Genomic DNA, 19,497 nt, shown 5'->3' with positions numbered 1-19,497 from the left:
GCCTCCCCCGGACGGGCGTCCGGGGCGCTTCTCCACCCTCCACCGGCCTAGATGGCGTCCGGTAACAGGGTGGACCCCATGCAAAATCAGGAAGCTGTGCTGCTGGACGCGCTGATCGCGCGCGAAGGCGGCTATGTCGATCATCCCGCCGATCGCGGCGGTCCGACCAACTGGGGCATCACCCAGGCGGTGGCGCGGGCGAACGGCTATTCGGGCGAGATGCGCCAGATGCCCCGCACGCTGGCGCTCGACATCTATCGCCGCCAGTATTGGACCGGGCCGGGCTTCGATCAGGTCGCGCGCGTGTCGCCCCTGGTCGCGGCCGAGCTTTTCGATACCGGCGTCAACATGGGGCCGGCGGTGGCCGTGGCCTTTCTTCAGCGGGCGCTGAACGCGCTCAATCGCGGTACCGGCGATCCCGCAGGGCTGGTGATGGACGGGTACATCGGCGCGGTGACGATCGCGGCGCTGGCGGCGTACAGCAAGCGTCGCGGCGCGGCCGGTCACGCGGTGCTGGTCAAGGCGCTGGATGCGCTCCAGGGCGAGCGGTACATCGCGCTGACCGAGCAGCGGCCGGCCAATGCCGCATTCGTCTATGGGTGGCTGGCGCACCGGATCGGGCAGGCGTCGTGATGGGCACGCTGCTGAAGGACCTGCTGTACACCCGCAACAACGTCTCGCTGGATATATCCAGGCTTAGCGCGCTGCTGTCGGTGGTGCTGTTCTGGATAGGCACCGGCTGGAAGCTGGTCGTGCATGGCGATTTCGACCCGATCGCTACCGGCGGCGGTATCGCCGCGATCTTCGCGGCATCGGCCGCATGGATCCATTTCCGCCAGCGGCACGAGCCGCCGGGCGGTCAGGCGGATGCCGGGGGTGACGCATGATCTCCGCCCTCCGCGCCCTCCGCGCGGCCCTGCCGCTGCTGGCTGTCGTGGCCGTGCTGGTGCTGCTGGCGCTGGTCGATCGCCGCACAAGCGAGCGCGATGCGGCGCGGGCCGAAACCGTTACGCTGCGCGCCGACATGCGCGTGGCCCGTGAGGACGCGCGCCGCGCCGACCTCGCCAATGTCACCCGCGTCCGGGCGGACCAGGACGCGATCACGAAGGAGGTAGTCGCCGACTATGAAATGGAGCTTTCCGCTGTTCGCGCTCGCGTTGAGCGCCTGCGCCGTGACGCCGCGCCCCGTGCCGGTGGTGGCGGAAGCGCGCCAGTGCCCCGCTCCGGCAGTGCCCCCGGCGGCGCTGACCCGGCGGCCGGTGAAGGTGGACTTCCTCCCCTCTCCGACGCCGACGCCCTGATCGCGACCGAACAGGCGTTGCAACTGGCCGCGCTGATCGACTGGGTCGAGCAGCAGGCTGCAGTGGAGCCGAGCCGGTGAGCGGGGCGAGCGAGCGCCAGATCGAGCACGCGGAGGCGATGGTGGCGCTGGAGACGGACGTTTCGATCCGGGCCGTGCGTGATGCGCTCTCCGGGGCGGGGCGGACGGACTGCGCCGATTGCGGCGACGATATCGACGTGGCGCGCCGATCGGCGCTGCCCAGCGCGACGCGGTGCGCGGAATGCGCGGCGCGGCGCGAACGGAAGAGGAGGCGGGGCTGGTGACGCAGCATTTGCAGATGTGGATCAGCATCGTCGCGCTGGCGCTGACGGCTATCAACGTCGTCTGGTCGTGGGTGGTCCAGTCGCGATCGGCGGCGGCGAGCAAGCTGGCGGAGGTCGTGGCGAAGGTCGCGGAAGTCGAATGCGACGTGGAGGATCATGGCCGTCGCATCCAGTCGGTGGAGAGCGATCTGAAGCACCTGCCGTCGCGGCAGGAGATTGCGGACCTGAAGCTGCAACTGGCGGAAATCTCCGGTCACCTGCGGGTGGTCGAGAGCGAGATGACCGGCGCGGTCCGTGCGATCCGCCGGTTCGAGGATCATCTTATCGAAGGGGGGCGGGTATGAAGCCGTTCGCTGACCGGTACGCGGAGGATGCGCGGCTGGTAATGTTGAAAGAACTGGGCCTTCAGATCGACGGGCGTCTCAACGAGGTGTCGCTGAAGCGCGTGTTGGCCGCCTTCGCCGTGACCCGGTCTCGCGACTGGGTGCGCAACGAACTCGCTGCGATGGCCGAACTGGGTGCGGTGACGCTGTCGGAGGCGGGAACGGTCATGATCGCGAAGATCACCAAGGCCGGGCGGGAGCATCTGGAACTGGAGCGTCGCATCATCGGGATCGCCCAGCCGTCCGACGACAGCTGAAGGATTTCACGAGATGTCGGCTCCGCCGCGAGCGGGACTGGTGAGGGCGCGCCGGGGGCTGTCCGAAGGGAACAGGTCAGCCTCTACCTGCTGTCGCACGGCATGTTGTCGTGCCACCCCGCACCCACGCGCGCGGATGCCGACTGCCTTTCCGGGAATGGCGGATGCTGGATCGTGCCATCGAGAAGGCGCTGATCGCGTGGCCGAAAGGGCGCGACCTGGACAACGTCGATCTCGCGTTCCTGGGGCGAGCGAAGGGCGACCGGCACGATCTGAAGATGCTGGTCCGCATGGAGGCCGCAGGGCTGGTGCAGCGCCTGGGCCGGACGCCGTGCCGGTGTTTCATTGCGTGCAGACTGACACCGCGCGGCAAGCAGATCGCGCACGAATTGGGAGGTGCTGACCATGGCTGAGCGTCGCGAGGGGCGTGGGCGGCTGTCGTCAATCGACCTGCTGCCCGAGGATGCCGAAGAGGATATCGCCTGGGCGCTGGAGCAGCTGCGCGCCCGCGACATGCCGCAGATCGCCATCGTGGCGGAGTTCAACCGCCGGCTGGCGGCGCGGGGGATCGATCCGGTCACCAAATCCAGCTTTTCGCGCTGGTCGGTGCGCAAGGCGGTGCAATTCCGCAATCTCAACGAAGTGAGATCGATCGCGGGCGAGATCACCGGCGCGCTGGGCACGGACGGATCGGACGATGTAACGGTCGTCGTGGCGGAAATGCTGAAGGCGGCGGTCTATGCGCAGCTGGAACAGCAGCCCACGACCAAGGGACTGATGGAGCTGTCGCGGACGCTCCAGGCGGCGGTCGGTGCCCAGCGCACGTCCGAGGAATACCGCCGCCGGCTTGAGCAGCGCCACGCCGACAAGATCGCCCAGGCTGCTGATCGCGCAACTGATATCGCGCGCGAGGGCGGTCTTAGTGCCGAGAGCATCGCGAAGATGCGGCATGAGTTCCTTGGCGTGTCCGGGGCGTCGTGATGCTGACCGAAGGGCTTCCCACGGTCGATCAGGCTCCGCCGCCGTCGCCGGTAGACATGATGGCGCCTGGCGTGCTGCCGCCGGTGGGCTTCGACCCGTTGGCGTCGGGCATCTTGATGCAGCACCAGAAGGACTGGATTGCTGACGAATCGCCGCTGAAGCTGTGCCGGAAGGGACGGCGGACCGGGATTACCTTCGCGGAGAGCCTGGACAGCACGCTGATCGCGGCGGCGTCGAAGAGCGCAGGCGGCGACAGCACCTTCTACATCGGCGATACCAAGGAAAAGGGCCGTGCCTTCGTCGAGGTGTGCGGCCGGTTCGCGCGCACCGTCGCCAAGGAAGTGCTGACGGTCGGCGATTTCCTGTTCGACGACGTACAAGAGGACGGATCGACCCAGCAAATCCAGGCGTATCGCATCCGCTTCGCCAGCGGCCATGAAATCGTCGGGCTGTCGAGCAATCCGGCGAACATCCGCGGCTTGCAAGGCAGGGTCGTGATCGACGAAGCGGCGTTCCACCGCAATGTCGCGGCAGTGATCGACGCCTGTAACGCGATGTTGATCTGGGGCGGCGTCATCCGGATCATCAGCACGCATAACGGCGCGCTGAACGCCTTCAACGAGCTGATCCGCGAAATCGAGACGGGGGCGCTCGACTATTCGATCCATACCGTCACCTTCGACGATGCGGTGCGGAATGGGCTGTACGAGCGCGTATGCCTGATGCGCGGATGGACCGCGACGGTCGAGGGCAAGGACGCATGGTATCGCAAGGTGCGGCGCGCCTATGGCAGCCGCGTCGAGGCGAAGCGCGAGGAACTGGACGTGATCCCGCGCGAGGGCGACGGGGTGTTGCTGCCGCTCGCGTGGATCGAGGCGTGCAGCACGACCGAATACAAGGTCGCGCGCTGGGAGCCGCCGTTTGAAGGCTTCGTGGACATGAGCGAGACGGCGCGCCGGGGCGAGATGCTGGCGTGGCTGTTGCGCGAGGTGGAGCCGGTGCTGGCGCGCTACGGCAATCAGCATCTGACATGGTATCTGGGCGGCGACTTCGCGATGCGGCAGGACCGGTCGTGCTTCCCGATCGGCTTCGTCGGGCAGGACCTGAAGCGGCATGTGCCGTTGATCGTCGAGCTTCGCGCCTGCCCCTATGACCAGCAGAAGCAGGCGCTGTGGTGGATGGTCGACCGGGTCGAGCAGATAGGCAGCTTCGCGGCGGGCACGCTCGACGCGAACGGCAACGGCATGGTGCTGGCGCAGGAAGCGCGCCAGCGTTTCGGGTCGGATCGCATCGTCGAGCTGATGCCGAGCGACGAATGGTCGCGCGAGCATACCCCCCGGTTCCGTGCCGCATTCGAGGATCGGTCGATGCTGATCCCCGCTGACCTCGACGTGCGCGGCGACCTTCGCCAGTTCCAGATCGTCGGCGGGGTGGCGCGCATCCCCCGGCAGGTCCGGACCAAAGGCAGCGACGGCGGCAAGCGCCACGGCGACGCGGGCGTGGCGCTGCTGAATTTCCACTCCGCCACCCTGCGCGGTGGCGGTCAGCGCTGGGCACCGATGGGCGATGCGCCCAGCCGCCCGACCCCTCTCGACCAGACGTGGATACCGGCATGAGCATTCTGACCAAGGCGGCGCAGGCGCTGTCGCGACTGCGGCATGGAACGCCCCGCTTTCAGGGCGGCTTCCTGCGCCGGACCCGGTTCGACTATCGCGCGGAGGTAGGCGACGGCCTCGACGCATCGGTGGTGATGGCCCCGGTCGCATGGGTGCAGCGCGCGTTGCCAGAGGCGACACTGACCGTCCGGCGCAAGACGCGGGACGGATCGGTGGCATTGCCCGACCATCCGCTGATTGCACTGATCCAGACGCCCAATCCGCACTATGGCGATATCGCGCTGTGGTGGGGCACGATCCTGTCGCTGCTGACCGATGGCAACGCCTATTGGATGATCGTCCGCAACGGCGCGGGGAGGCCAGCCGAGCTCTGGTACATCCCGCACTGGATGATCGAGCCGAAGTGGCTGGTCGATGGGTCGGAGTTCATTTCGCACTATCGCTATGCGCCGGGCGGCGGTGCCGAGCCGGTCGCGGTGTCGATCGACGATGTCGTTCACTTTCGCCTGGGGCTCAACCCGCGCAACATGCGCAAGGGCCTGTCGCCGATCGACAGTGTCGTCCGTGAAATTTTTATGGACATCGAAAGCAGCAACTTCGTCGCGAGCCTGCTGCGGAACATGGGTGTTCCGGGGGTCGTGATAAGTCCGAAAGGCGGCGCAATGCCGACGCCGGATGACGTCGCCGCGACAAAGGCTTGGTTCGCGGAACAGTTCGGCGGCGACAAGCGTGGCGCGCCGCTGGTGATGGGCGCGCCGACCGACGTATCGCCGTTCGGGTTCAATCCCCAGCAAATGAACATGGGCGAGGCGCGCGACATCGCCGAGGAGCGTGTTTGCGCGCTGCTGGGTATCCCGTCCGCCGTCGTGGGCTTCGGCGCCGGCCTCCAGTCGACCAAGGTCGGCGCGACGATGACCGAGATGCGCAAGCTCGCCTGGAACAATGGCGTCCTGCCCGTAGCCAAGGCCATCGCCGACGAGTTGAAACGGGCGATGCTGTGGCAGTTCGGCCCGACGTCCATGCTGGAAGTGGTCTGGGACGTGTCGCAGGTCGCGGCGCTTCAGGAGGACGAAGCCGCCAAGACGACGATGTGGAACACGCGCGTCCAGGGCGGATGGGCGACGATCGCCCAGGCCAAGGCCGCGTGCGGGATGGAGGTCGAGCCGGGCGACCACATCTATCTGCGCCCGATTGCGATGATCGAGGTCCCGGCGTCGGGCGTCCGGCCCCAGCCACCGGTGGCGGAGCCGAAGCGGATCAAGGACCTGGACGGGATGCCGCACGACCATGGCCCGCGCGCCACGCCCGAGCAGATGCGGCGCGGCTCCGCCTATGCGCTGATCCTTCAGCGTGCCCAGGCCGGGCAGGCGCGTGCCTGGGAGAAACCGCTGACCACGCTTTTCGCCCGGATCGGACGGGAGGCAGGCGCGGCCTTCAGCGGCGAGCAGAAGGACGATGCCGACGAAGGCGTGGTGGAGGCGATCCTGTCGCGCCTGGGCATTGCCCGGTGGGCAGGCGACCTGCGATCGATCTACGAGGCGCAGTATATCGAGATCGCCAAGGCGGTATCGGAGGCGGCGGCGTCGGCCGGGCTGGGCGCATCGCTGCCCGACGAGGTGGCGCGCGCGATCATCGCCGCCGGTGGTCGGCGGGCCGAGCTGGTCGACATCGAGGGGCAGTCGCGCGAGGCGCTGTTCGAGGCGCTGGCGGAGGGACGTGCGGCGGGCGAAGGTGCCGAGCAGCTGGCGGCGCGGATCGTCGAGCGCGTCGAGGGCGGGCCGTGGTCGACCTCCGAAATCCGGGCGCGGGTGATCGCGCGCACCGAAACCAAGTATGCGCAGAACGTCAGCACCATCGAACGCGCCCGCGCAGGCGGCGTGGAAAAATTCATGGTGTTCGACGGCCGCCTGGGGCCGGGCCGATCGAAGCCGGATCATATCGCGCGCAACGGCAGCATCGTGACGGCCGATGAGGCGGACAAGATGGCAGCCGCCGAACATCCCAATGGGACCCTGAGCTTTGCACCCTACTTCGACGACGAGGACGACGCATGATTACGAAGAACCTGACCATCCAGTCCGTCGATGACGCGGGCGTGGGGCTGGCGCGGATCGCCCAGCTGTCGGCTGTCGACAATGACGGCGACACCTATCTGCCCGGCGCTTTTTCGTGGAAGGAGCAGTGGGTCTATATCCTTCCCGCGCACAACCGGAGCGCCATGCCCCTGGGCAAGGCCCGCGTGTATGAGGAAGGCGACTGGGCCTTGGCGGAGCTGCGCCTGAACCTGAACACGCAGGCCGGTCGCGACTGGCATGAGACACTGAAGTTCGACCTCGCCACCGGTACGCCGGTGCAGGAGTGGTCGTACGGGTTCGACGTGCTGGATGCGTCGCCGCAGTTTCGGCAGAACATGCGTGTCCGGGAACTGAAGAAATTGGCGGTCAATGAGGTATCGACCGTCCTGCGCGGTGCGGGGATCGGCACGGGTACGCTTCAGATCAAGGGCGCGACGCTTCGGCCCGAACGGTTCGCCGCGCTGGTCGGCGAACTGGCGGTGATCGCCGCGACCGATCCGGCCGTCCTGTCGGCGTCCGGCAGGAAGCAGCTGCGCGATATCCACGGATCGATCGGCGAGACGCTGGCGGCGATCGACCGCCCGGCCCCGTCGTCGGACGATGCGGTCGGTGCCTGGCTGCATGCGATGTCGCGGCGGCACCTGTCGGCATAGCGGCTCCGGAAGCGGTGCCGGGCGTGTTGCCCCTCCGGATGCACCGGAACTGCCGCCACCCGCCTTCTTAGGGCTTCTGACGCCTTCTTATGCCGCCGTTCGGACCCGGTCCGGGCGGCGGCTTGTCATCGGCGGCATCGATCCGCTAGACCGACCCGGTTTTCCACGCCGCCGATACCGCATCGCCCGGACCGCCGTCCGGGGCGCGGGCGACGCGGCGATCCTGCCAGATGGCTCCCGATCACAGGATCGTGGAGCGGTGGAATGACACTCAAGGATTTGCGCGCCAAGCTGGGCGCGAAGCAGGCCGAACTGGCGGCGGTCTTCGCCGAGGCGAAGACGGACAGCGGCTATGCGTTCGACAAGGTGACGTGCCTGGGCGCGGACGTGAAGGGCGCGGTCGCCGTGTCCGACAAGGTCCAGCAGATGAACGCGGAGCTGGACGACCTCGCCAAGCAGGCGGAGTCCCTGGAAGGCGCGGAGAAGGCGGCGGCGGCGCATGAAGAGCGCGAGAAGTCGCGCGCCGGCTTCCGCTTCCCCGGTGGCACGACCGACAGCGGCGGGCGCACCGTCAAGTCGCTGGGCGAGCTGGTCGCCCAGTCGAAGTCGTATCAGGCATGGGCGAAGTCGGGTGCGGCCGGCGGCATCACGCTGGGGTTCGGCGATGTCGTCGGGACCGACATGCTGGCGGCGGCAGCGGCGTTCGAGACGATGGGCACCAAGGCGCTGATGTCGACGCTGGCGGGCGTGTCGGTGCAGAACATCCGCCTGCCCGGCTTCGTCGAGGCGGCGGCGCGTCCGCCCCAGCTGATCGACATCCTGCCGACCGCGCGTACCGACGGCGACAGTGTCCGCTATATCGAAGAGACGACCCGCACGCATGGTGCGGCGATGACGGCGCAGGGCGGCACCTACGGGGAGTCGACGTTCGTCATGACCGATAAGGGGTCGGAAGTGAAAAAGATCACCGACAGCGTGCCGGTGACCGACGAGCAGCTGGAGGATGTGGCTTTCGTCGAAAGCTACATCAATTCGCGCCTGACCTTCGGCGTGCGACAGAAGCTCGACGGCCAGTCGCTGGTCGGCACCGGCGCGGGTGCCGAGCTGCGCGGCCTGAAGAATGTCATCGGCATCCAGACGCAGGCGCGCGGTGCCGATCCGGTGCCCGACGCCTTCTACCGCGCTATGACGAAGGTCCGTGTTGGCGGTCGCGCGGTCCCGACGCATCACGTCATGCACCCCGAGGACTGGCAGGACGTGCGCCTGATGCGGACCACGGAAGGCGTCTATATCTGGGGTAGCCCGAGCGAGGCCGGTCCGGAGCGGATGTGGGGCCTGCCCGTCGTGCAGAACGACGCGGAGGCGCGCGGGTCGGGGTATGTCGGCAGCTTCCTTCCCGCCTTCGTCAATCTGGTCGAGCGTCGCGGCGTCGATGTCCAGGTCGGTTTCGCCGGCACGCAGTTCACGGAAGGCAGGCGCACGATCCGCGCGGACACCCGCGTCGCGCTGGTGTGGTTCCGCCCCGCGGCCTTCTGCGCGGTCACCGGCCTCGCCCCGGCCTGAGATCGGTAGCGGCGGGGTTTCGGTCCTTTCTCCCGCCGCGCCGTAGGGCGGCCGACCTCTGGGCGGTGGTCGGTCGCCCGCCCCTTTTCCCCAACGGAGAGATGCGATGTTCGCGAAACAACGACTGTTCCTGACCAGCGACAAGGCGCGCCTGGTGCTGGAAGACGATCCCGCTGCGGCTACGCTGTACGCGATCCCCGGCGATGAAGTCCCCGACAGCGCGGCGGCGCTTTTCGGTCTGGTCGACGGCGAGCTGCGCGAGGCGATCCTGCGCATCGTCGTGATCGGCAGCGATCCGGTGGCGGTCGCCGGGCTGCGCTTCGCCGATACGCCGGTGCTGATCCACGACGGGCAGATCGACGAAGCCGAACTGCTGGCGATCCTGTCGGACGATCGGCTGGGCGTCGAGGCCAGGACGTTCACCGATGACTGGATCGCCTTTCCTGGCCGCGAGAAAGCGGCGGCGGCGCTACGCGCGCACGTCGATTACGACAAGGCGAACGGTCGCGCGCATGATCGGGTGGAAATCCGTCACCGCGACGACGGCGCGCTGGTCGGGCCGGAGGTTCCGGAAGTGCCGGTGGACGATACGATGGTGCCGGTGCCGCCGCCGGTCGCTCCGGCCCCGCCCGCGCCGATCGCCCCGACCGACACCGTCGCCGCGCCCGTCGCGGCCGTCGTCGGCGCCGACGCGGTCGCCGCCGCCATCGAGGGCGACGCGCCGCTGCCCGAACCGTCGCCGATCGCCGCGCCGATCGCAGCCGACGCACCCGCCGCTGCCGTCACTGCCGACGATCCGGCCGTCGCCGCGATCCGTGGCGATGCGCCGCTGCCCGATGCCGCGCCGGCCCCCGCGCCCGCGCCGGTCGAGACGCCGAAGGAGCGGCGTCCGGGCGAGGACAAGGAGCGGCGGACCCGCGAGACGAAGGGCGCGCGCACCGCGCGCCCCGACGCGGAGTAGACCGTGGCGTTGCTCGACCGGGTCCGGGAGCGCACGGGATCGGACCTGTCCGATACCGAACTGCTGGCGATGATCGCCGGGATCGCGGGCGAGCTGGACGAGCGCCTTGGGCCGGTCGGGCCGATCACGGTCGACCTGGGCGACCCGACCGATCCCCAGTCCGGGCCGCACCGCACCCTGCGACTCAATCGCCCGATCGGTGTCGGCGATGTCGTCGTGGTGGAGATCGCGCCGGGCGACAGCGGCGCGGCCGGCGATGCGGTGACGTTGTCGGCGGATGATTATCGTGTCCTGCACGGCGGGCGGACGCTCCAGCGGCTGTCGACCGGGCAGCACGGCCGGTCGCACTGGTCGCCGATCGTGCGTGTCACCTACACGCCGGCCGGGCCGTCCCAAGCGGCGCGAGACGAGGCGATCATCCGGCTGATGCAGATCGACCTGACCAGCCGTGGGGTGCTGAAGTCGGAGAAGGCCGGGGATTATCAGGCGAGCTTCGGAGACACCGAAGCGGAGCGGGAGAAGGTGTTTGTCGGGCTGGAAGCCCGGCGCGGGATGGTGATGGCGTGAGTGAGGGCAGTCCCTGTCCGGTCGCCGGCTGCACCGCCCATGCAAAGCCCGGCCAGCTGATGTGCTGGCCGCACTGGCGGCGCGTGCCCAAGGCCCTGAACCGTGCAGTGTTTGACACCTTCCGCAACCTTCGCGTCGATCCGGCCGCGTACCGGCAGGCGCGTGACGCAGCCATTGCCGCCGTCGAGACGAAGGAAGCGGCGGAGCAGCCGGCATGATCGCCGGACGCCTGACCATGCGCGCGCATGTCGAGCGCTCGGGTGTCGCCGGCAAGGATGGCTGGGGCCAGCCGGTGCCCGCCGCTCCCGCCGCGATCGGCGTGATCCATTGCTTCGTGTGGTCGACCGCATCGCGCAAGGTGGTCGACGGCGACAAGACGGCGATGATCGAGGACGTGCGCGGGCTGTTCGCGCGTGCCGCCGATCTGCGCCCAGGCGACGAGATCGCCAAGGTCACCGACCGGCTGGGCCGCATCACCTTCGCCGGGCGGCTGAAGGTCGAAGGGCCGGTGCAGTCGCGCGGCAGCCATCTTGAAGCGGCATTGAAGCGGATCGACTGATGGCGACGGTGGACATCGACTGGCAGGGGCCGGCGATCGGCGCGAAGATGCAGGCGGCGCAGATCGCGGGCGTCAACGGCACCATGGCGCGCTGTGTCCAGCACGCCAAGACGAACCACGACTGGGAAAATCGGACTGCCACGCTGGAGGGCGGCATCGCGATCGTGGATTACGCGGTGGTGGCTGGCGCTGGCGTGCGCGGCACCTGGGGCGTGCAGGACGTGGTCTATGCGCTGATCCACGAGCTGGGCGGCGTCATCAAGCCGGTGACGGCCAAGGCGCTGGCGTTCGGTGACGGCCAGGGCGGCATGGTGTTCGTCCAGTCGGTGACGATCCCGGCACGCCCGTATCTGCGGCCGGCGGCCGACAAGCTGTACCCCGGCCTCGCGACGCGCATCCGCAAGGCATATGAACGCGCGGAGGCGGCAGGTGAGTGATCCGATCGGCGCGCTGGTCGCGGCGCTGGCGGCGGATGCCGTGGTAGCAGGGCTTGCCGGCAGCGACGTGTACGGCGGTGAGCTGCCGGAGGATGCGGTGGCGCGGATGCCGATCCGCACGATCGTCATCCAGGCGTCGGGCGGGTCGGCCTACACCAGCGACAGCGATGCGAACGTGGACGCGCAACGGGTCGACCTGATCGCCTATGCCGCGACGGCGCGTGAGGCGGATCAGCTGCGCGCCGCCGGTGCGCGGGTGCTGCGCGGCATCCGGCGGCAGACGATCGGCGGCACGCTGATCCACTGGGTCAATTCGGCGGGCGGCTTTTCCGCCGGCCGCGATCGGGACGGGACATGGCCCCGATCCTTCCAATCCTTTCAGATTTTCTACGCCTTGGGAGAATGAATATGGCGGGTCAGCTTGAGATCATCGCGGGGCCGCTGAGCCTCTTCCTCGCACCGGTGGGCACCGCCTTTCCGGTCATCACCGCCGCGCCGGGTGCGCCGTGGGCGGGCGTCGGCACGAACACGACTCGGAATTACTCCGACGACGGCGTGTCGGTGACGCACGACCAGAAGATCGAGCAGGCGCGCCCGGCGGGAGCGCTGGGGCCGGTGGCGGCATGGCGCACGGAAGAGGACCTGACGTTCACCGTCACGCTGTGGGACATGACGCTGGAGCAATATGCGCTGGCGCTGTCGGGGGTCGCGCCGACGACGACGGCGGCCGGGGTCGGCACGCCGGGCACCCGGCGCATCGGCCTGTCGCGTGGGGGCACGCTCAAGACCTATGCGCTGCTGGCGCGCGGGGTCAGCGCCTATGCCGAGACGATGCCCGCGCAGTATGAGGTGCCGATCTGCTACCAGTCGGGATCGCCCAAACCGGTGTTCAAGAAGGGCAAGCCCGCCGGGCTGGAGCTGGTGTTCACCGCGCTGGAAAGCGCCGCCGCCGCATCGGACCTGGAGCGCTTCGGGCGGCTGGTGATGCAGCACCAGGCGGCGCTGTGAGCCATCGGCAGGCGACCGATGCCGCGCTGGCGGAGATCGCGCGGTCGCTGGAGGCGCAGCTCCGCCGGCACAAGCGGGATGTCCGTGCGTCCCGCCAGCAGATGCGGCTGATCCGGTCGCGGCTTGCGTCGGTGCGTGCGGAATGCAACAGACGGGGCGTCGAGCTACACGACGCCCGGTGAAGGGCATCCGCCCACGGACCGCCGTCCGGGGCGCGGGCGTGAGGGCTGACCGGGCATAGCCGGGTCAGTCCTTACAGCATGAGCGCCCGACATGACCGACGCGGTCCTGAACCTCGAAACGCTGGTCGATCGCCCGAAGATTTCGATCGACGGCGTCCAGTATGAAATCCTCTCGCCCGACGAACTGGCGCTGCTGACCAGTCACCGCGTGGCCGCGCTGGGGCGCAAGCTCGACAAGCTGCTGAAGGCGGACGAGCTGAACGCCACCGGCGAAAAGCAGCTCTCCGCCACGCTCGAAGAAATGATCGCGATCATCATGGAGCCGGTGCCGGTCGCGGTGCGTGCCCGGCTGTCCGACGCGCATAAGATGAGCGTCGTCGAGGTTTTTACGATGCTCTCGCTGGCGAGGAAGGCGACGCTGGCGGGAGCAATGGTCAAGAACGCGACCGCGTCGACTGGGGCGAAGCCCTCGCCCGGCTCCAGCGCGGATACGGCGGCGACCCCGTCCGCTGGCTGACCGCGACGCCGCTGGCGCTGCTGCGGTCCTACCTCGCCATGCTGCCGCGCCTGGAGGCCGAGCGCGACCTTGCCGCGATGCAGGTGGCGACGGCGTCGGCGGTGATGTCGATCCAGCCGGAAGATGCGCGCGCCTGGGTGGATGATGTCCGCCGGGCGGCGGATGGCGCAGCCGAGCGCCCGCGCATCGCCGCCACCCCCGACGCCCTTGCCGTGATGGGTATCGCGGTCGTGGAGGCATAGATGGCAGAGAGCCTTGGCAGCGCAGTCCTGACGCTGCTGACCAACGATCGCGAGCTGAACGAGGGGCTGGATCGCGCCCGTGACCGCGTCCAGTCGGCCGCCGACGACATGCAGGCGCGCGGGGCGCGCATGCAGAACGTCGGCGCGAAGCTGTCGATGGCTGTCACCGCGCCGATCGCCGGGGCCGGTGCCGCGGTTCTCGCCAACGCCAAGGCGATTGCCGACAGCGTGCCGGAGATCGAGAATTTCGCGCGCCTGTCGGGTGTGGGCACGACCGAATTCCAGCGGCTGGCCGGGGCATCGCGTACCGTGGGTATCGAGGGCGACAAGCTCTCCGACATCTACAAGGATATGCAGGACCGCGTCGGCGATTTCCTCCAGACCGGCGGCGGTCCGATGGCCGACTTCTTCAAGAAGATCGCACCCACGGTCGGCGTCACCGCAGAGCAGTTCCGGAACCTGTCGGGGCCGGAAGCTCTTCAGCTCTTCTACTCGTCGCTGGAGAAGGCCGGCGTCAGCGCGTCGGAAATGACCTTCTACATGGAGGCCATGGCGTCCGATGCCACCGGGCTGATCCCGCTGTTGGCCAACGGCGGCAAGGCGTTCGACGAGCTTGGGGCGAAGGCGAACGTCCTGACGCCCGAGCAGATCGAGATGTTCAAGCGGTATAACGCCGCGCAGCTCCAGATGGAGCAATCGACCCAGAAGCTGACGGTGGCGATCGTTTCGTCGGGCCTTTTGGACGGCATCACCAATCTGGTCACGAAGGCTGCGGATTTCGCGGGGCGGCTGTCACAGACGAACCCCGGCATGATGCAGTTCGCCCTTGCCGCCGCCGCCGTGCTGGCGGCGATCGGGCCGCTACTGATGACGCTGGGACTGATGACCAGCGGGTTCGGCACGTTGATGGGTGCGGTCGCGGCCGGCGGCACGGCGTTCAGTGCCTTGTCAACCGCGCTGGCGGCGGCGCGGGCGGCATCACTTGGCCTGCTACCGGCGCTCGCCCCGTTCCTGATCCCGCTGGCCGCTATCGCGGCGGCGGTCGGGCTGGTCTATCTGGCGTGGCAGAACTGGGACACGATCAAGGCGCTGCTGGACCGCGTCGGCGCGGCGGTTTCGAGCTGGTGGACCGGGACGGTGCAGCCGGTGCTGACCGCGATCGGCGCTGTGGTGCAGAAGGTGTTCGGCATCCTGTCGGACTATTTCGGTGCGCAGCTCCAGCGGATCGTGACCGCCGTATCGGCTTTGCTTCGCGGCGACTTCGCCGGGGCATGGCGGGCGGTCGAGGGCTTCGTGGCCGCGCCGATCCGCGCAGCGCTGGCGGTGGTGGAGGCGTTTGCGCCGGGCGTGAGCGGTGCGTTCCAGCGCGTCTATAGCGCCGTTAAGGAATGGCTTCAGGACAAGTTGAGGGGGATATTCGACTGGTTCGGCGGGCGTATTGCATGGCTCAAAGACCTGATCGACGGAATGGTAGAAGCCGGGTCAATCTTTGCCCTCGCTGTTTCTCCGTCGCCGGGCACTGCCATCATTATCGACGACGGCAAAGGCGATCCACCACCATCCGCCCCGCCCCCGCCGCCCCCGCCGCCAGCAGCAGGTGCAGGCGCTTCCACGCCGCCTGCGGTCCCGCCGGCGGCCGAGGCCGAATGGCGCGAAGGCTTCCGCCGGTCTTTCACGGAAGGCACCCGCGCGGCGCTGAACGGTGATCTGCAAGGGTTTCTCGCCCGCTGGCTGGAAGGCGGCGCCACGCGCGGGCTGGAGGCGGCGTTCGACGCGGTTGGCGGGCTGCTGGAGCAGCTGTTCGGTGGCGCTGGAGGCGGCAAGGGCGGCGGGATCGGGGCGATCCTTTCGTCGCTGTTCGCGGGCGGGTTCGAGAGCGGCGGGCTGATCCCGTCCGGCAAATTCGGACTGGTCGGGGAAGCCGGTCCCGAGCTGGCGATCCCGACACCGCGCGGGACGATGATCCAGTCGAACCGATCGCTGCTGGGCGCGATGCAGCCCGCCCCGGCAATGCCGCCGCGCCTTGGGCGGCTGGAACTGGCGGTGACGGTCAACGGGGCGCGGGGCAATCGCGAGGTGTCCGAGATGGTCGCGGCCGGGGTGCGCGAAGGGCTGGCGGGCTATGACCAGGTCGTGGCCGATCGGGTGCGCGAACAAGTGGCGCGCCGATCATGATCTTCGACTGGCCCCCCGTCCTGGTGCCGCGTGACATCACGGTGCTGCCGCCCAGGCAGACGGCCGGGCTGACCACCAGCCTGTCCGGATTTTCCCAGGTTTCGCCGGTGATCCGCCCGCCCTTCGGATTGACGCTCGACTTCGACGGTCTGGTGGGCGGGCAGGTGCTGGCGTGGCGCGCGCTGCTGGCGTCGCTGGAAGGGCGCGCGGGCCGGGTGCGGGTGCCGCTGTTCGACCTGTGCTATGCCGCCGCCGACGCGGCGATCGGCGCGGGGCTGACGCCGCATTCGGACGGGGCGACCTTCAGCGACGCCGCGCGCTATCTGACGGCCGACCTTGACGGGGTGGTGGTGACGGCCGAGCAGGGCACGCGCAACATCCAGGCGGACTTCGGAGCCTATGGCCCGGTGCTGGAGGCCGGGCAATATTTCGGGCTGGGCGATCAGCCCTATGTCGCGACGCAGGTTCACTGGACCGGCAGCGTCGCCACCATCCGGTCGTCGCCGACGATGCGCCGGGACTATGAAGCCCAGCCGCTGCGCCTGCGCCCGGTGATGATCGGGCGGCTGCCCGACGACGACAATGGCCAGCTGACGCTGAAGCGCGGACGCTGGGCGACCCCTTCCATTTCCTTCGTGGAGGCATTCGATGAGCCTCTTTCCTGAGACGATCGCGCGCGCGCTGGCGGGCGGCCATGTCCAGGCCGCCAATCTGGTGCGCTTCGACTTCACCAGCGAGACGATGCGGCTGTGGCGCGATCCGGGGCTGCTGCGCACCAACGACGGCGCGATCTGGCGCGGGATCGGTCAGTTCGGATCGATGTCCGGCATCGAGCAGGCGGTGAACGGGGAGGCTCCGGAAGCGAGCTTCACCCTGTCGGGCATCGATGCCGACATCATGCGCCTGGCGCGCGACGAGTTCGAGGCGGAAGTGCGCGGGCGGATGGTGCGCGTCTATGTGCAGTTCTTCGGTGTCGACGATCCCGACGATCCCGACAACCAGCGGGTGCTGGACATGCCCTATCCGATCTGGGGCGCGCGGATGTTGCAGCCGACGTTCGCGATGGATCGGGAGAGTGGCGAGCGGTCGGTGACGATCACGGCGGAGAGCCTGTTCGCGCTCCGGTCGCGTCCGCGCCACGCGATGTACACCGATCGCGACCAGCAGCATCGGTTCGAGGGAGATCGCGGGTTCGAGTTTGTCGGCGGGCTGGTCAACAAGGTGCTGGCATGGCCGGACTATTGACCGGGGATGACGCCGTCGCGGCCGAGCTGCGCCGCTGGGCGAGCGAGCCGTTCGGCTGGGCTGAGGCGAACTGTGTCTTGTCGGTGCTGGACTATGTCGAGCGCGTCACCGGGCGGCGGCTGGCGATGCGGCCGGCGCTGTCGGGGCGGCGGAGCGCGCGGCGCTTCGTCCAGGCGGCGGGCGGCATGGTCGCCATGGCCGGCCGGGCGATGGCATCGCTCGACTGCCCGCGCACCGACGATCCCCGGCGCGGCGATGTCGGCGTGATCGATATGGGCGGGATGCTGGTGGCGGCGATCCGCACCGGGCGGCTGTGGGCAGCGCGAGGGCGGCGTGACGTGGTGTTCGCCGCGTCGCCGGCATTGGCCGCATGGAGGGTCGAATGCCCCAGGCAATAGCGGGCTTCCTGATCGCGGCGGTCGGCGCGACCGGCGCGGCGGCGGCGCTTATTACCGTCGTCGTCGCGGTAGGCTTCGCGATCGGGACCAATGCCTTGATCGGCGCGGTGTTCGGCGGCGGGCAGCCCAAGCCGACCGATGGGCAGCAGAATGTGAAGGCGGCGATCGGGTCGCGCCGTCGCCATTACGGCATCGTCCATACCGGCGGGCAGTTGAGCTTCCTCGAAAGCCGGCGGGGGCGCATCGCCCTGGTCGTGACGCTCGGCACCGGTCGCGAAGGCCCGATCATCGAGCATCGCATCAACGACAAGCCGGTGACGCTGGACGCTACCGGCAAGGTGACCACGTCGGGCTATCGCGGCGCGGTGCGCGTGCTGACGCGCGACGGTAGCGACGACCAGACGGCGATCGGCGAGCTGACCGCCGCCTTCCCGGAATGGACCGCCGATCACCGCCAGCGCGGGTGCGCCCATGCCGCGATCATCGGCAATCCGGTCAAGCAGGAGCATTTCAGCGAGGTCTACGGCAGCCAGGTGCCGCAGTACACGCAGGTCCGGCATGGCGCGGCGCTGTACGATCCGCGCCTCGACAGCACCGCGATCATCGGCCGCACGGCGGATGGCGATCCGATCCACGGTGACGGGCCGGTGCGCCTCGACACTCCGGGCGGCTGGCCTTGGAGCGACAATGCGGCGCTGGTGATAGCCGACTATTTCGCGCACCCGGACGGCTACGGTGCGGGCTACGACAATGTGAACTGGGCGAATATCGCGCGCGAAGCGGATTTCTCCGACGCGGCCGAGACGACGATCGGCGGCGACATCATCGGCCGGTGGCGCATCTGGGCGAGCTACAGCCTCGCCAGCGAAGAGCGGCGGCAGGTGCTGACGAACATGCTGATCGCGGTCGACGGCTTCTGCTGGCAGGACGCGGACGGGCTGTTCAATCTGATGACCGGCCGATGGGAAGCGCCCGGCGTGGTGCTGACCGACGATCATATCCTGGGCATGACCGCCACGCTGGGGCCGAAGGCGCGGCACGGCACGGACGCGATCAAGGTTCTCTATACCGAGGCGGCGATCGGCTACCGCGAGGACGAAAGCACGACGATCGTCAACCCGGAAGCCGTTGACGATCCGAACACGTCGCCCCAGGCACTGACCGCCTATTTCATCCCGCACCATAACCAGGCGTGTCGGATCGGCGTCATCACACTGGCCCAGCTCGGCACCGATCGCTGGCACATCGTCGCGCGGATCAACCTGTTCGGCCTCAATCTACTGGGCGAGCGGTTCACTCGCCTCGCGTCCGATCAGCTAGGGGTGGATGCGTACTTCAAGGTGTCCAGCCTGAAGCTCGATCTGGTCAAATGCGCGGTGGAAGTGACGCTGGACGAGGTGCGGCCGAGCGACTGGGATTTCGATCCGGCGATGGAGGTCGCACCGCCGACCGGTGGCGACGGCGGGGTGGCGATGCCGCCGCTGGCCGCGCCGACCGGACTGGCGGTGTCCGCCGATCAGCTGTCGCTGGGCGAGACGAACGCCGTCCAGCTCCGCGCGACGTGGGACGATCCCGACAGGGCCGACCTGATCCACGAGGCGCAGTATCGTGTGGCTGGCGGGCCGTGGGTGACGATGGCAGTCGATCAGGACGCGCACGAGGCGACCAGCGGCGCGACCGCGAGCGGCATCGAGCATGAGGTGCGGGTGCGCGCCGTCACGATCACGATGCGGTCGAGCGCCTGGAGCGCATCGGTGACGATCACGCCGATCGCCGACACGACGCTGGCCGCGCCGACCGATCTGTCGGCCCAGGGAGACGGTGCCGACATCGTCGTCACCTTCCGCCTGCCGTCGTCGCCCAGCTTCGATTTCGCGCGGCTGTATCGCGCCGACACCGTCGACTTCGCCGACGCGGTGCAGGTCGGTGACGATCGCCGGGGCGCGCTGGGCGAGGTGGTGGCGGTGACCGACGCGGCGGTGCCGGCCGGGTCGAAATATTACTGGGCGGCGGCTTTCCAGGCGGACGGCACGTCCGCGCTGGCAGGCCCGGCCCTGGCAGAAAGGGAGTAGA

At 68.8% G+C, this 19,497-nt stretch carries 27 protein-coding genes; all 27 read left to right on the top strand.

Annotation, left to right across the window (positions count from 1 at the left end; genetic code table 11):
• Nucleotides 1–78: 78 nt before the first annotated feature.
• The 27 genes from ABLE43_RS09560 (at nt 79) to ABLE43_RS09430 (ending at nt 19,496) form a co-directional block, all read left to right on the top strand.
• On the top strand, nt 79–633 hold the full coding sequence (locus tag ABLE43_RS09560; protein WP_348978265.1) for a glycoside hydrolase family 108 protein: 555 nt from the start codon (nt 79–81) through the stop codon (nt 631–633).
• Nucleotides 633–887, top strand: coding sequence for a hypothetical protein (locus tag ABLE43_RS09555; RefSeq protein ID WP_348978264.1), 255 nt, complete (start codon nt 633–635; stop codon nt 885–887). Before ABLE43_RS09560 ends, ABLE43_RS09555 begins: the two co-directional genes overlap by 1 nt.
• Nucleotides 884–1,381: a hypothetical protein gene (locus ABLE43_RS09550; RefSeq protein ID WP_348978263.1), complete on the top strand. Its 498-nt coding sequence runs from the start codon at nt 884–886 to the stop codon at nt 1,379–1,381. Before ABLE43_RS09555 ends, ABLE43_RS09550 begins: the two co-directional genes overlap by 4 nt.
• A complete protein-coding gene (locus ABLE43_RS09545; protein ID WP_348978262.1) occupies nt 1,378–1,605 on the top strand; it encodes a TraR/DksA C4-type zinc finger protein in 228 nt (75 codons plus the stop codon). The genes ABLE43_RS09550 and ABLE43_RS09545 overlap by 4 nt, the downstream gene beginning before the upstream one ends.
• Nucleotides 1,602–1,949 carry a DUF2730 family protein gene (locus ABLE43_RS09540; RefSeq protein WP_348978261.1) on the top strand — a complete coding sequence of 116 codons (348 nt, stop codon included), beginning with the start codon at nt 1,602–1,604 and terminating at the stop codon, nt 1,947–1,949. Before ABLE43_RS09545 ends, ABLE43_RS09540 begins: the two co-directional genes overlap by 4 nt.
• Nucleotides 1,946–2,245, top strand: coding sequence for a VpaChn25_0724 family phage protein (locus ABLE43_RS09535; protein WP_348978260.1), 300 nt, complete (start codon nt 1,946–1,948; stop codon nt 2,243–2,245). The genes ABLE43_RS09540 and ABLE43_RS09535 overlap by 4 nt, the downstream gene beginning before the upstream one ends.
• A 164-nt stretch (nt 2,246–2,409) precedes the next feature.
• Entirely contained in the window at nt 2,410–2,658 is a 249-nt protein-coding gene (locus ABLE43_RS09530; protein WP_348978259.1) for a hypothetical protein, read from the top strand.
• A complete protein-coding gene (locus ABLE43_RS09525) occupies nt 2,651–3,226 on the top strand; it encodes a phage protein Gp27 family protein (RefSeq protein WP_348978258.1) in 576 nt (191 codons plus the stop codon). The genes ABLE43_RS09530 and ABLE43_RS09525 overlap by 8 nt, the downstream gene beginning before the upstream one ends.
• On the top strand, nt 3,226–4,842 hold the full coding sequence (locus ABLE43_RS09520) for a hypothetical protein (RefSeq protein WP_348978257.1): 1,617 nt from the start codon (nt 3,226–3,228) through the stop codon (nt 4,840–4,842). The genes ABLE43_RS09525 and ABLE43_RS09520 overlap by 1 nt, the downstream gene beginning before the upstream one ends.
• Entirely contained in the window at nt 4,839–6,896 is a 2,058-nt protein-coding gene (locus ABLE43_RS09515) for a phage portal protein (RefSeq protein WP_348978256.1), read from the top strand. Before ABLE43_RS09520 ends, ABLE43_RS09515 begins: the two co-directional genes overlap by 4 nt.
• Nucleotides 6,893–7,570 (top strand): HK97 family phage prohead protease, encoded by a 678-nt coding sequence (locus ABLE43_RS09510; RefSeq protein ID WP_348978255.1) that lies wholly within the window; start codon nt 6,893–6,895, stop codon nt 7,568–7,570. Before ABLE43_RS09515 ends, ABLE43_RS09510 begins: the two co-directional genes overlap by 4 nt.
• A gap of 264 nt (nt 7,571–7,834) precedes the next feature.
• Nucleotides 7,835–9,133, top strand: coding sequence for a phage major capsid protein (locus ABLE43_RS09505; RefSeq protein ID WP_348978254.1), 1,299 nt, complete (start codon nt 7,835–7,837; stop codon nt 9,131–9,133).
• 106 nt (nt 9,134–9,239) lie between these two features.
• The gene (locus ABLE43_RS09500; protein WP_348978253.1) at nt 9,240–10,094 is read left to right on the top strand and encodes a hypothetical protein; all 855 of its coding nucleotides are present in this window, start codon (nt 9,240–9,242) and stop codon (nt 10,092–10,094) included.
• A 3-nt stretch (nt 10,095–10,097) separates the two neighbouring features.
• A complete protein-coding gene (locus ABLE43_RS09495; protein WP_348978252.1) occupies nt 10,098–10,661 on the top strand; it encodes a hypothetical protein in 564 nt (187 codons plus the stop codon).
• Entirely contained in the window at nt 10,658–10,879 is a 222-nt protein-coding gene (locus ABLE43_RS09490) for a hypothetical protein (protein WP_348978251.1), read from the top strand. Before ABLE43_RS09495 ends, ABLE43_RS09490 begins: the two co-directional genes overlap by 4 nt.
• Nucleotides 10,876–11,220: a hypothetical protein gene (locus tag ABLE43_RS09485; protein WP_348978250.1), complete on the top strand. Its 345-nt coding sequence runs from the start codon at nt 10,876–10,878 to the stop codon at nt 11,218–11,220. The genes ABLE43_RS09490 and ABLE43_RS09485 overlap by 4 nt, the downstream gene beginning before the upstream one ends.
• On the top strand, nt 11,220–11,657 hold the full coding sequence (locus ABLE43_RS09480; protein ID WP_348978249.1) for a hypothetical protein: 438 nt from the start codon (nt 11,220–11,222) through the stop codon (nt 11,655–11,657). Before ABLE43_RS09485 ends, ABLE43_RS09480 begins: the two co-directional genes overlap by 1 nt.
• Nucleotides 11,650–12,063: a tail completion protein gp17 gene (gene gp17, locus ABLE43_RS09475; RefSeq protein ID WP_348978248.1), complete on the top strand. Its 414-nt coding sequence runs from the start codon at nt 11,650–11,652 to the stop codon at nt 12,061–12,063. The genes ABLE43_RS09480 and gp17 overlap by 8 nt, the downstream gene beginning before the upstream one ends.
• Nucleotides 12,064–12,065: 2 nt before the next feature.
• Nucleotides 12,066–12,665, top strand: a complete 600-nt coding sequence (locus ABLE43_RS09470) for a hypothetical protein (RefSeq protein WP_348978247.1) — start codon at nt 12,066–12,068, stop codon at nt 12,663–12,665.
• Nucleotides 12,662–12,847, top strand: a complete 186-nt coding sequence (locus ABLE43_RS09465) for a hypothetical protein (RefSeq protein ID WP_348978246.1) — start codon at nt 12,662–12,664, stop codon at nt 12,845–12,847. Before ABLE43_RS09470 ends, ABLE43_RS09465 begins: the two co-directional genes overlap by 4 nt.
• A 91-nt stretch (nt 12,848–12,938) precedes the next feature.
• Nucleotides 12,939–13,364, top strand: coding sequence for a hypothetical protein (locus ABLE43_RS09460; RefSeq protein ID WP_348978245.1), 426 nt, complete (start codon nt 12,939–12,941; stop codon nt 13,362–13,364).
• A gap of 38 nt (nt 13,365–13,402) precedes the next feature.
• Nucleotides 13,403–13,606, top strand: a complete 204-nt coding sequence (locus tag ABLE43_RS09455; protein ID WP_348978244.1) for a hypothetical protein — start codon at nt 13,403–13,405, stop codon at nt 13,604–13,606.
• Nucleotides 13,607–15,781 carry a phage tail tape measure protein gene (locus ABLE43_RS09450; protein ID WP_348978243.1) on the top strand — a complete coding sequence of 725 codons (2,175 nt, stop codon included), beginning with the start codon at nt 13,607–13,609 and terminating at the stop codon, nt 15,779–15,781.
• Nucleotides 15,778–16,446 carry a hypothetical protein gene (locus ABLE43_RS09445; protein ID WP_348978242.1) on the top strand — a complete coding sequence of 223 codons (669 nt, stop codon included), beginning with the start codon at nt 15,778–15,780 and terminating at the stop codon, nt 16,444–16,446. Before ABLE43_RS09450 ends, ABLE43_RS09445 begins: the two co-directional genes overlap by 4 nt.
• Nucleotides 16,430–17,026, top strand: coding sequence for a hypothetical protein (locus tag ABLE43_RS09440; protein WP_348978241.1), 597 nt, complete (start codon nt 16,430–16,432; stop codon nt 17,024–17,026). Before ABLE43_RS09445 ends, ABLE43_RS09440 begins: the two co-directional genes overlap by 17 nt.
• The gene (locus ABLE43_RS09435; protein WP_348978240.1) at nt 17,011–17,424 is read left to right on the top strand and encodes a DUF6950 family protein; all 414 of its coding nucleotides are present in this window, start codon (nt 17,011–17,013) and stop codon (nt 17,422–17,424) included. The genes ABLE43_RS09440 and ABLE43_RS09435 overlap by 16 nt, the downstream gene beginning before the upstream one ends.
• A complete protein-coding gene (locus ABLE43_RS09430) occupies nt 17,409–19,496 on the top strand; it encodes a phage tail protein (protein WP_348978239.1) in 2,088 nt (695 codons plus the stop codon). Before ABLE43_RS09435 ends, ABLE43_RS09430 begins: the two co-directional genes overlap by 16 nt.
• The last annotated feature ends 1 nt before the right edge of the window (nt 19,497 follow it).

The sequence above is a fragment of the Sphingomonas silueang genome, from assembly GCF_040049155.1.
Lineage (GTDB): Bacteria > Pseudomonadota > Alphaproteobacteria > Sphingomonadales > Sphingomonadaceae > Sphingomonas > Sphingomonas silueang.
This window is presented reverse-complemented; position numbering and strand designations above follow the sequence as displayed.

Bases quoted from the DNA above. Each gene is read 5' to 3' on its own strand.
- ABLE43_RS09515 (WP_348978256.1), top strand. From the start codon at position 4,839: ATGAGCATTCTGACCAAGGCGGCGCAGGCGCTGTCGCGACTGCGGCAT.
- ABLE43_RS09445 (WP_348978242.1), top strand. From the start codon at position 15,778: ATGATCTTCGACTGGCCCCCCGTCCTGGTGCCGCGTGACATCACGGTG.
- ABLE43_RS09450 (WP_348978243.1), top strand. From the start codon at position 13,607: ATGGCAGAGAGCCTTGGCAGCGCAGTCCTGACGCTGCTGACCAACGAT.
- ABLE43_RS09525 (WP_348978258.1), top strand. From the start codon at position 2,651: ATGGCTGAGCGTCGCGAGGGGCGTGGGCGGCTGTCGTCAATCGACCTG.
- ABLE43_RS09480 (WP_348978249.1), top strand. From the start codon at position 11,220: ATGGCGACGGTGGACATCGACTGGCAGGGGCCGGCGATCGGCGCGAAG.
- ABLE43_RS09560 (WP_348978265.1), top strand. From the start codon at position 79: ATGCAAAATCAGGAAGCTGTGCTGCTGGACGCGCTGATCGCGCGCGAA.
- ABLE43_RS09500 (WP_348978253.1), top strand. From the start codon at position 9,240: ATGTTCGCGAAACAACGACTGTTCCTGACCAGCGACAAGGCGCGCCTG.
- ABLE43_RS09460 (WP_348978245.1), top strand. From the start codon at position 12,939: ATGACCGACGCGGTCCTGAACCTCGAAACGCTGGTCGATCGCCCGAAG.
- ABLE43_RS09530 (WP_348978259.1), top strand. From the start codon at position 2,410: ATGCTGGATCGTGCCATCGAGAAGGCGCTGATCGCGTGGCCGAAAGGG.
- ABLE43_RS09430 (WP_348978239.1), top strand. From the start codon at position 17,409: ATGCCCCAGGCAATAGCGGGCTTCCTGATCGCGGCGGTCGGCGCGACC.
- ABLE43_RS09520 (WP_348978257.1), top strand. From the start codon at position 3,226: ATGCTGACCGAAGGGCTTCCCACGGTCGATCAGGCTCCGCCGCCGTCG.
- ABLE43_RS09555 (WP_348978264.1), top strand. From the start codon at position 633: ATGGGCACGCTGCTGAAGGACCTGCTGTACACCCGCAACAACGTCTCG.
- ABLE43_RS09510 (WP_348978255.1), top strand. From the start codon at position 6,893: ATGATTACGAAGAACCTGACCATCCAGTCCGTCGATGACGCGGGCGTG.
- ABLE43_RS09435 (WP_348978240.1), top strand. From the start codon at position 17,011: ATGGCCGGACTATTGACCGGGGATGACGCCGTCGCGGCCGAGCTGCGC.
- ABLE43_RS09455 (WP_348978244.1), top strand. From the start codon at position 13,403: ATGCTGCCGCGCCTGGAGGCCGAGCGCGACCTTGCCGCGATGCAGGTG.
- ABLE43_RS09550 (WP_348978263.1), top strand. From the start codon at position 884: ATGATCTCCGCCCTCCGCGCCCTCCGCGCGGCCCTGCCGCTGCTGGCT.
- ABLE43_RS09470 (WP_348978247.1), top strand. From the start codon at position 12,066: ATGGCGGGTCAGCTTGAGATCATCGCGGGGCCGCTGAGCCTCTTCCTC.
- ABLE43_RS09440 (WP_348978241.1), top strand. From the start codon at position 16,430: ATGAGCCTCTTTCCTGAGACGATCGCGCGCGCGCTGGCGGGCGGCCAT.
- ABLE43_RS09485 (WP_348978250.1), top strand. From the start codon at position 10,876: ATGATCGCCGGACGCCTGACCATGCGCGCGCATGTCGAGCGCTCGGGT.
- ABLE43_RS09505 (WP_348978254.1), top strand. From the start codon at position 7,835: ATGACACTCAAGGATTTGCGCGCCAAGCTGGGCGCGAAGCAGGCCGAA.
- ABLE43_RS09535 (WP_348978260.1), top strand. From the start codon at position 1,946: ATGAAGCCGTTCGCTGACCGGTACGCGGAGGATGCGCGGCTGGTAATG.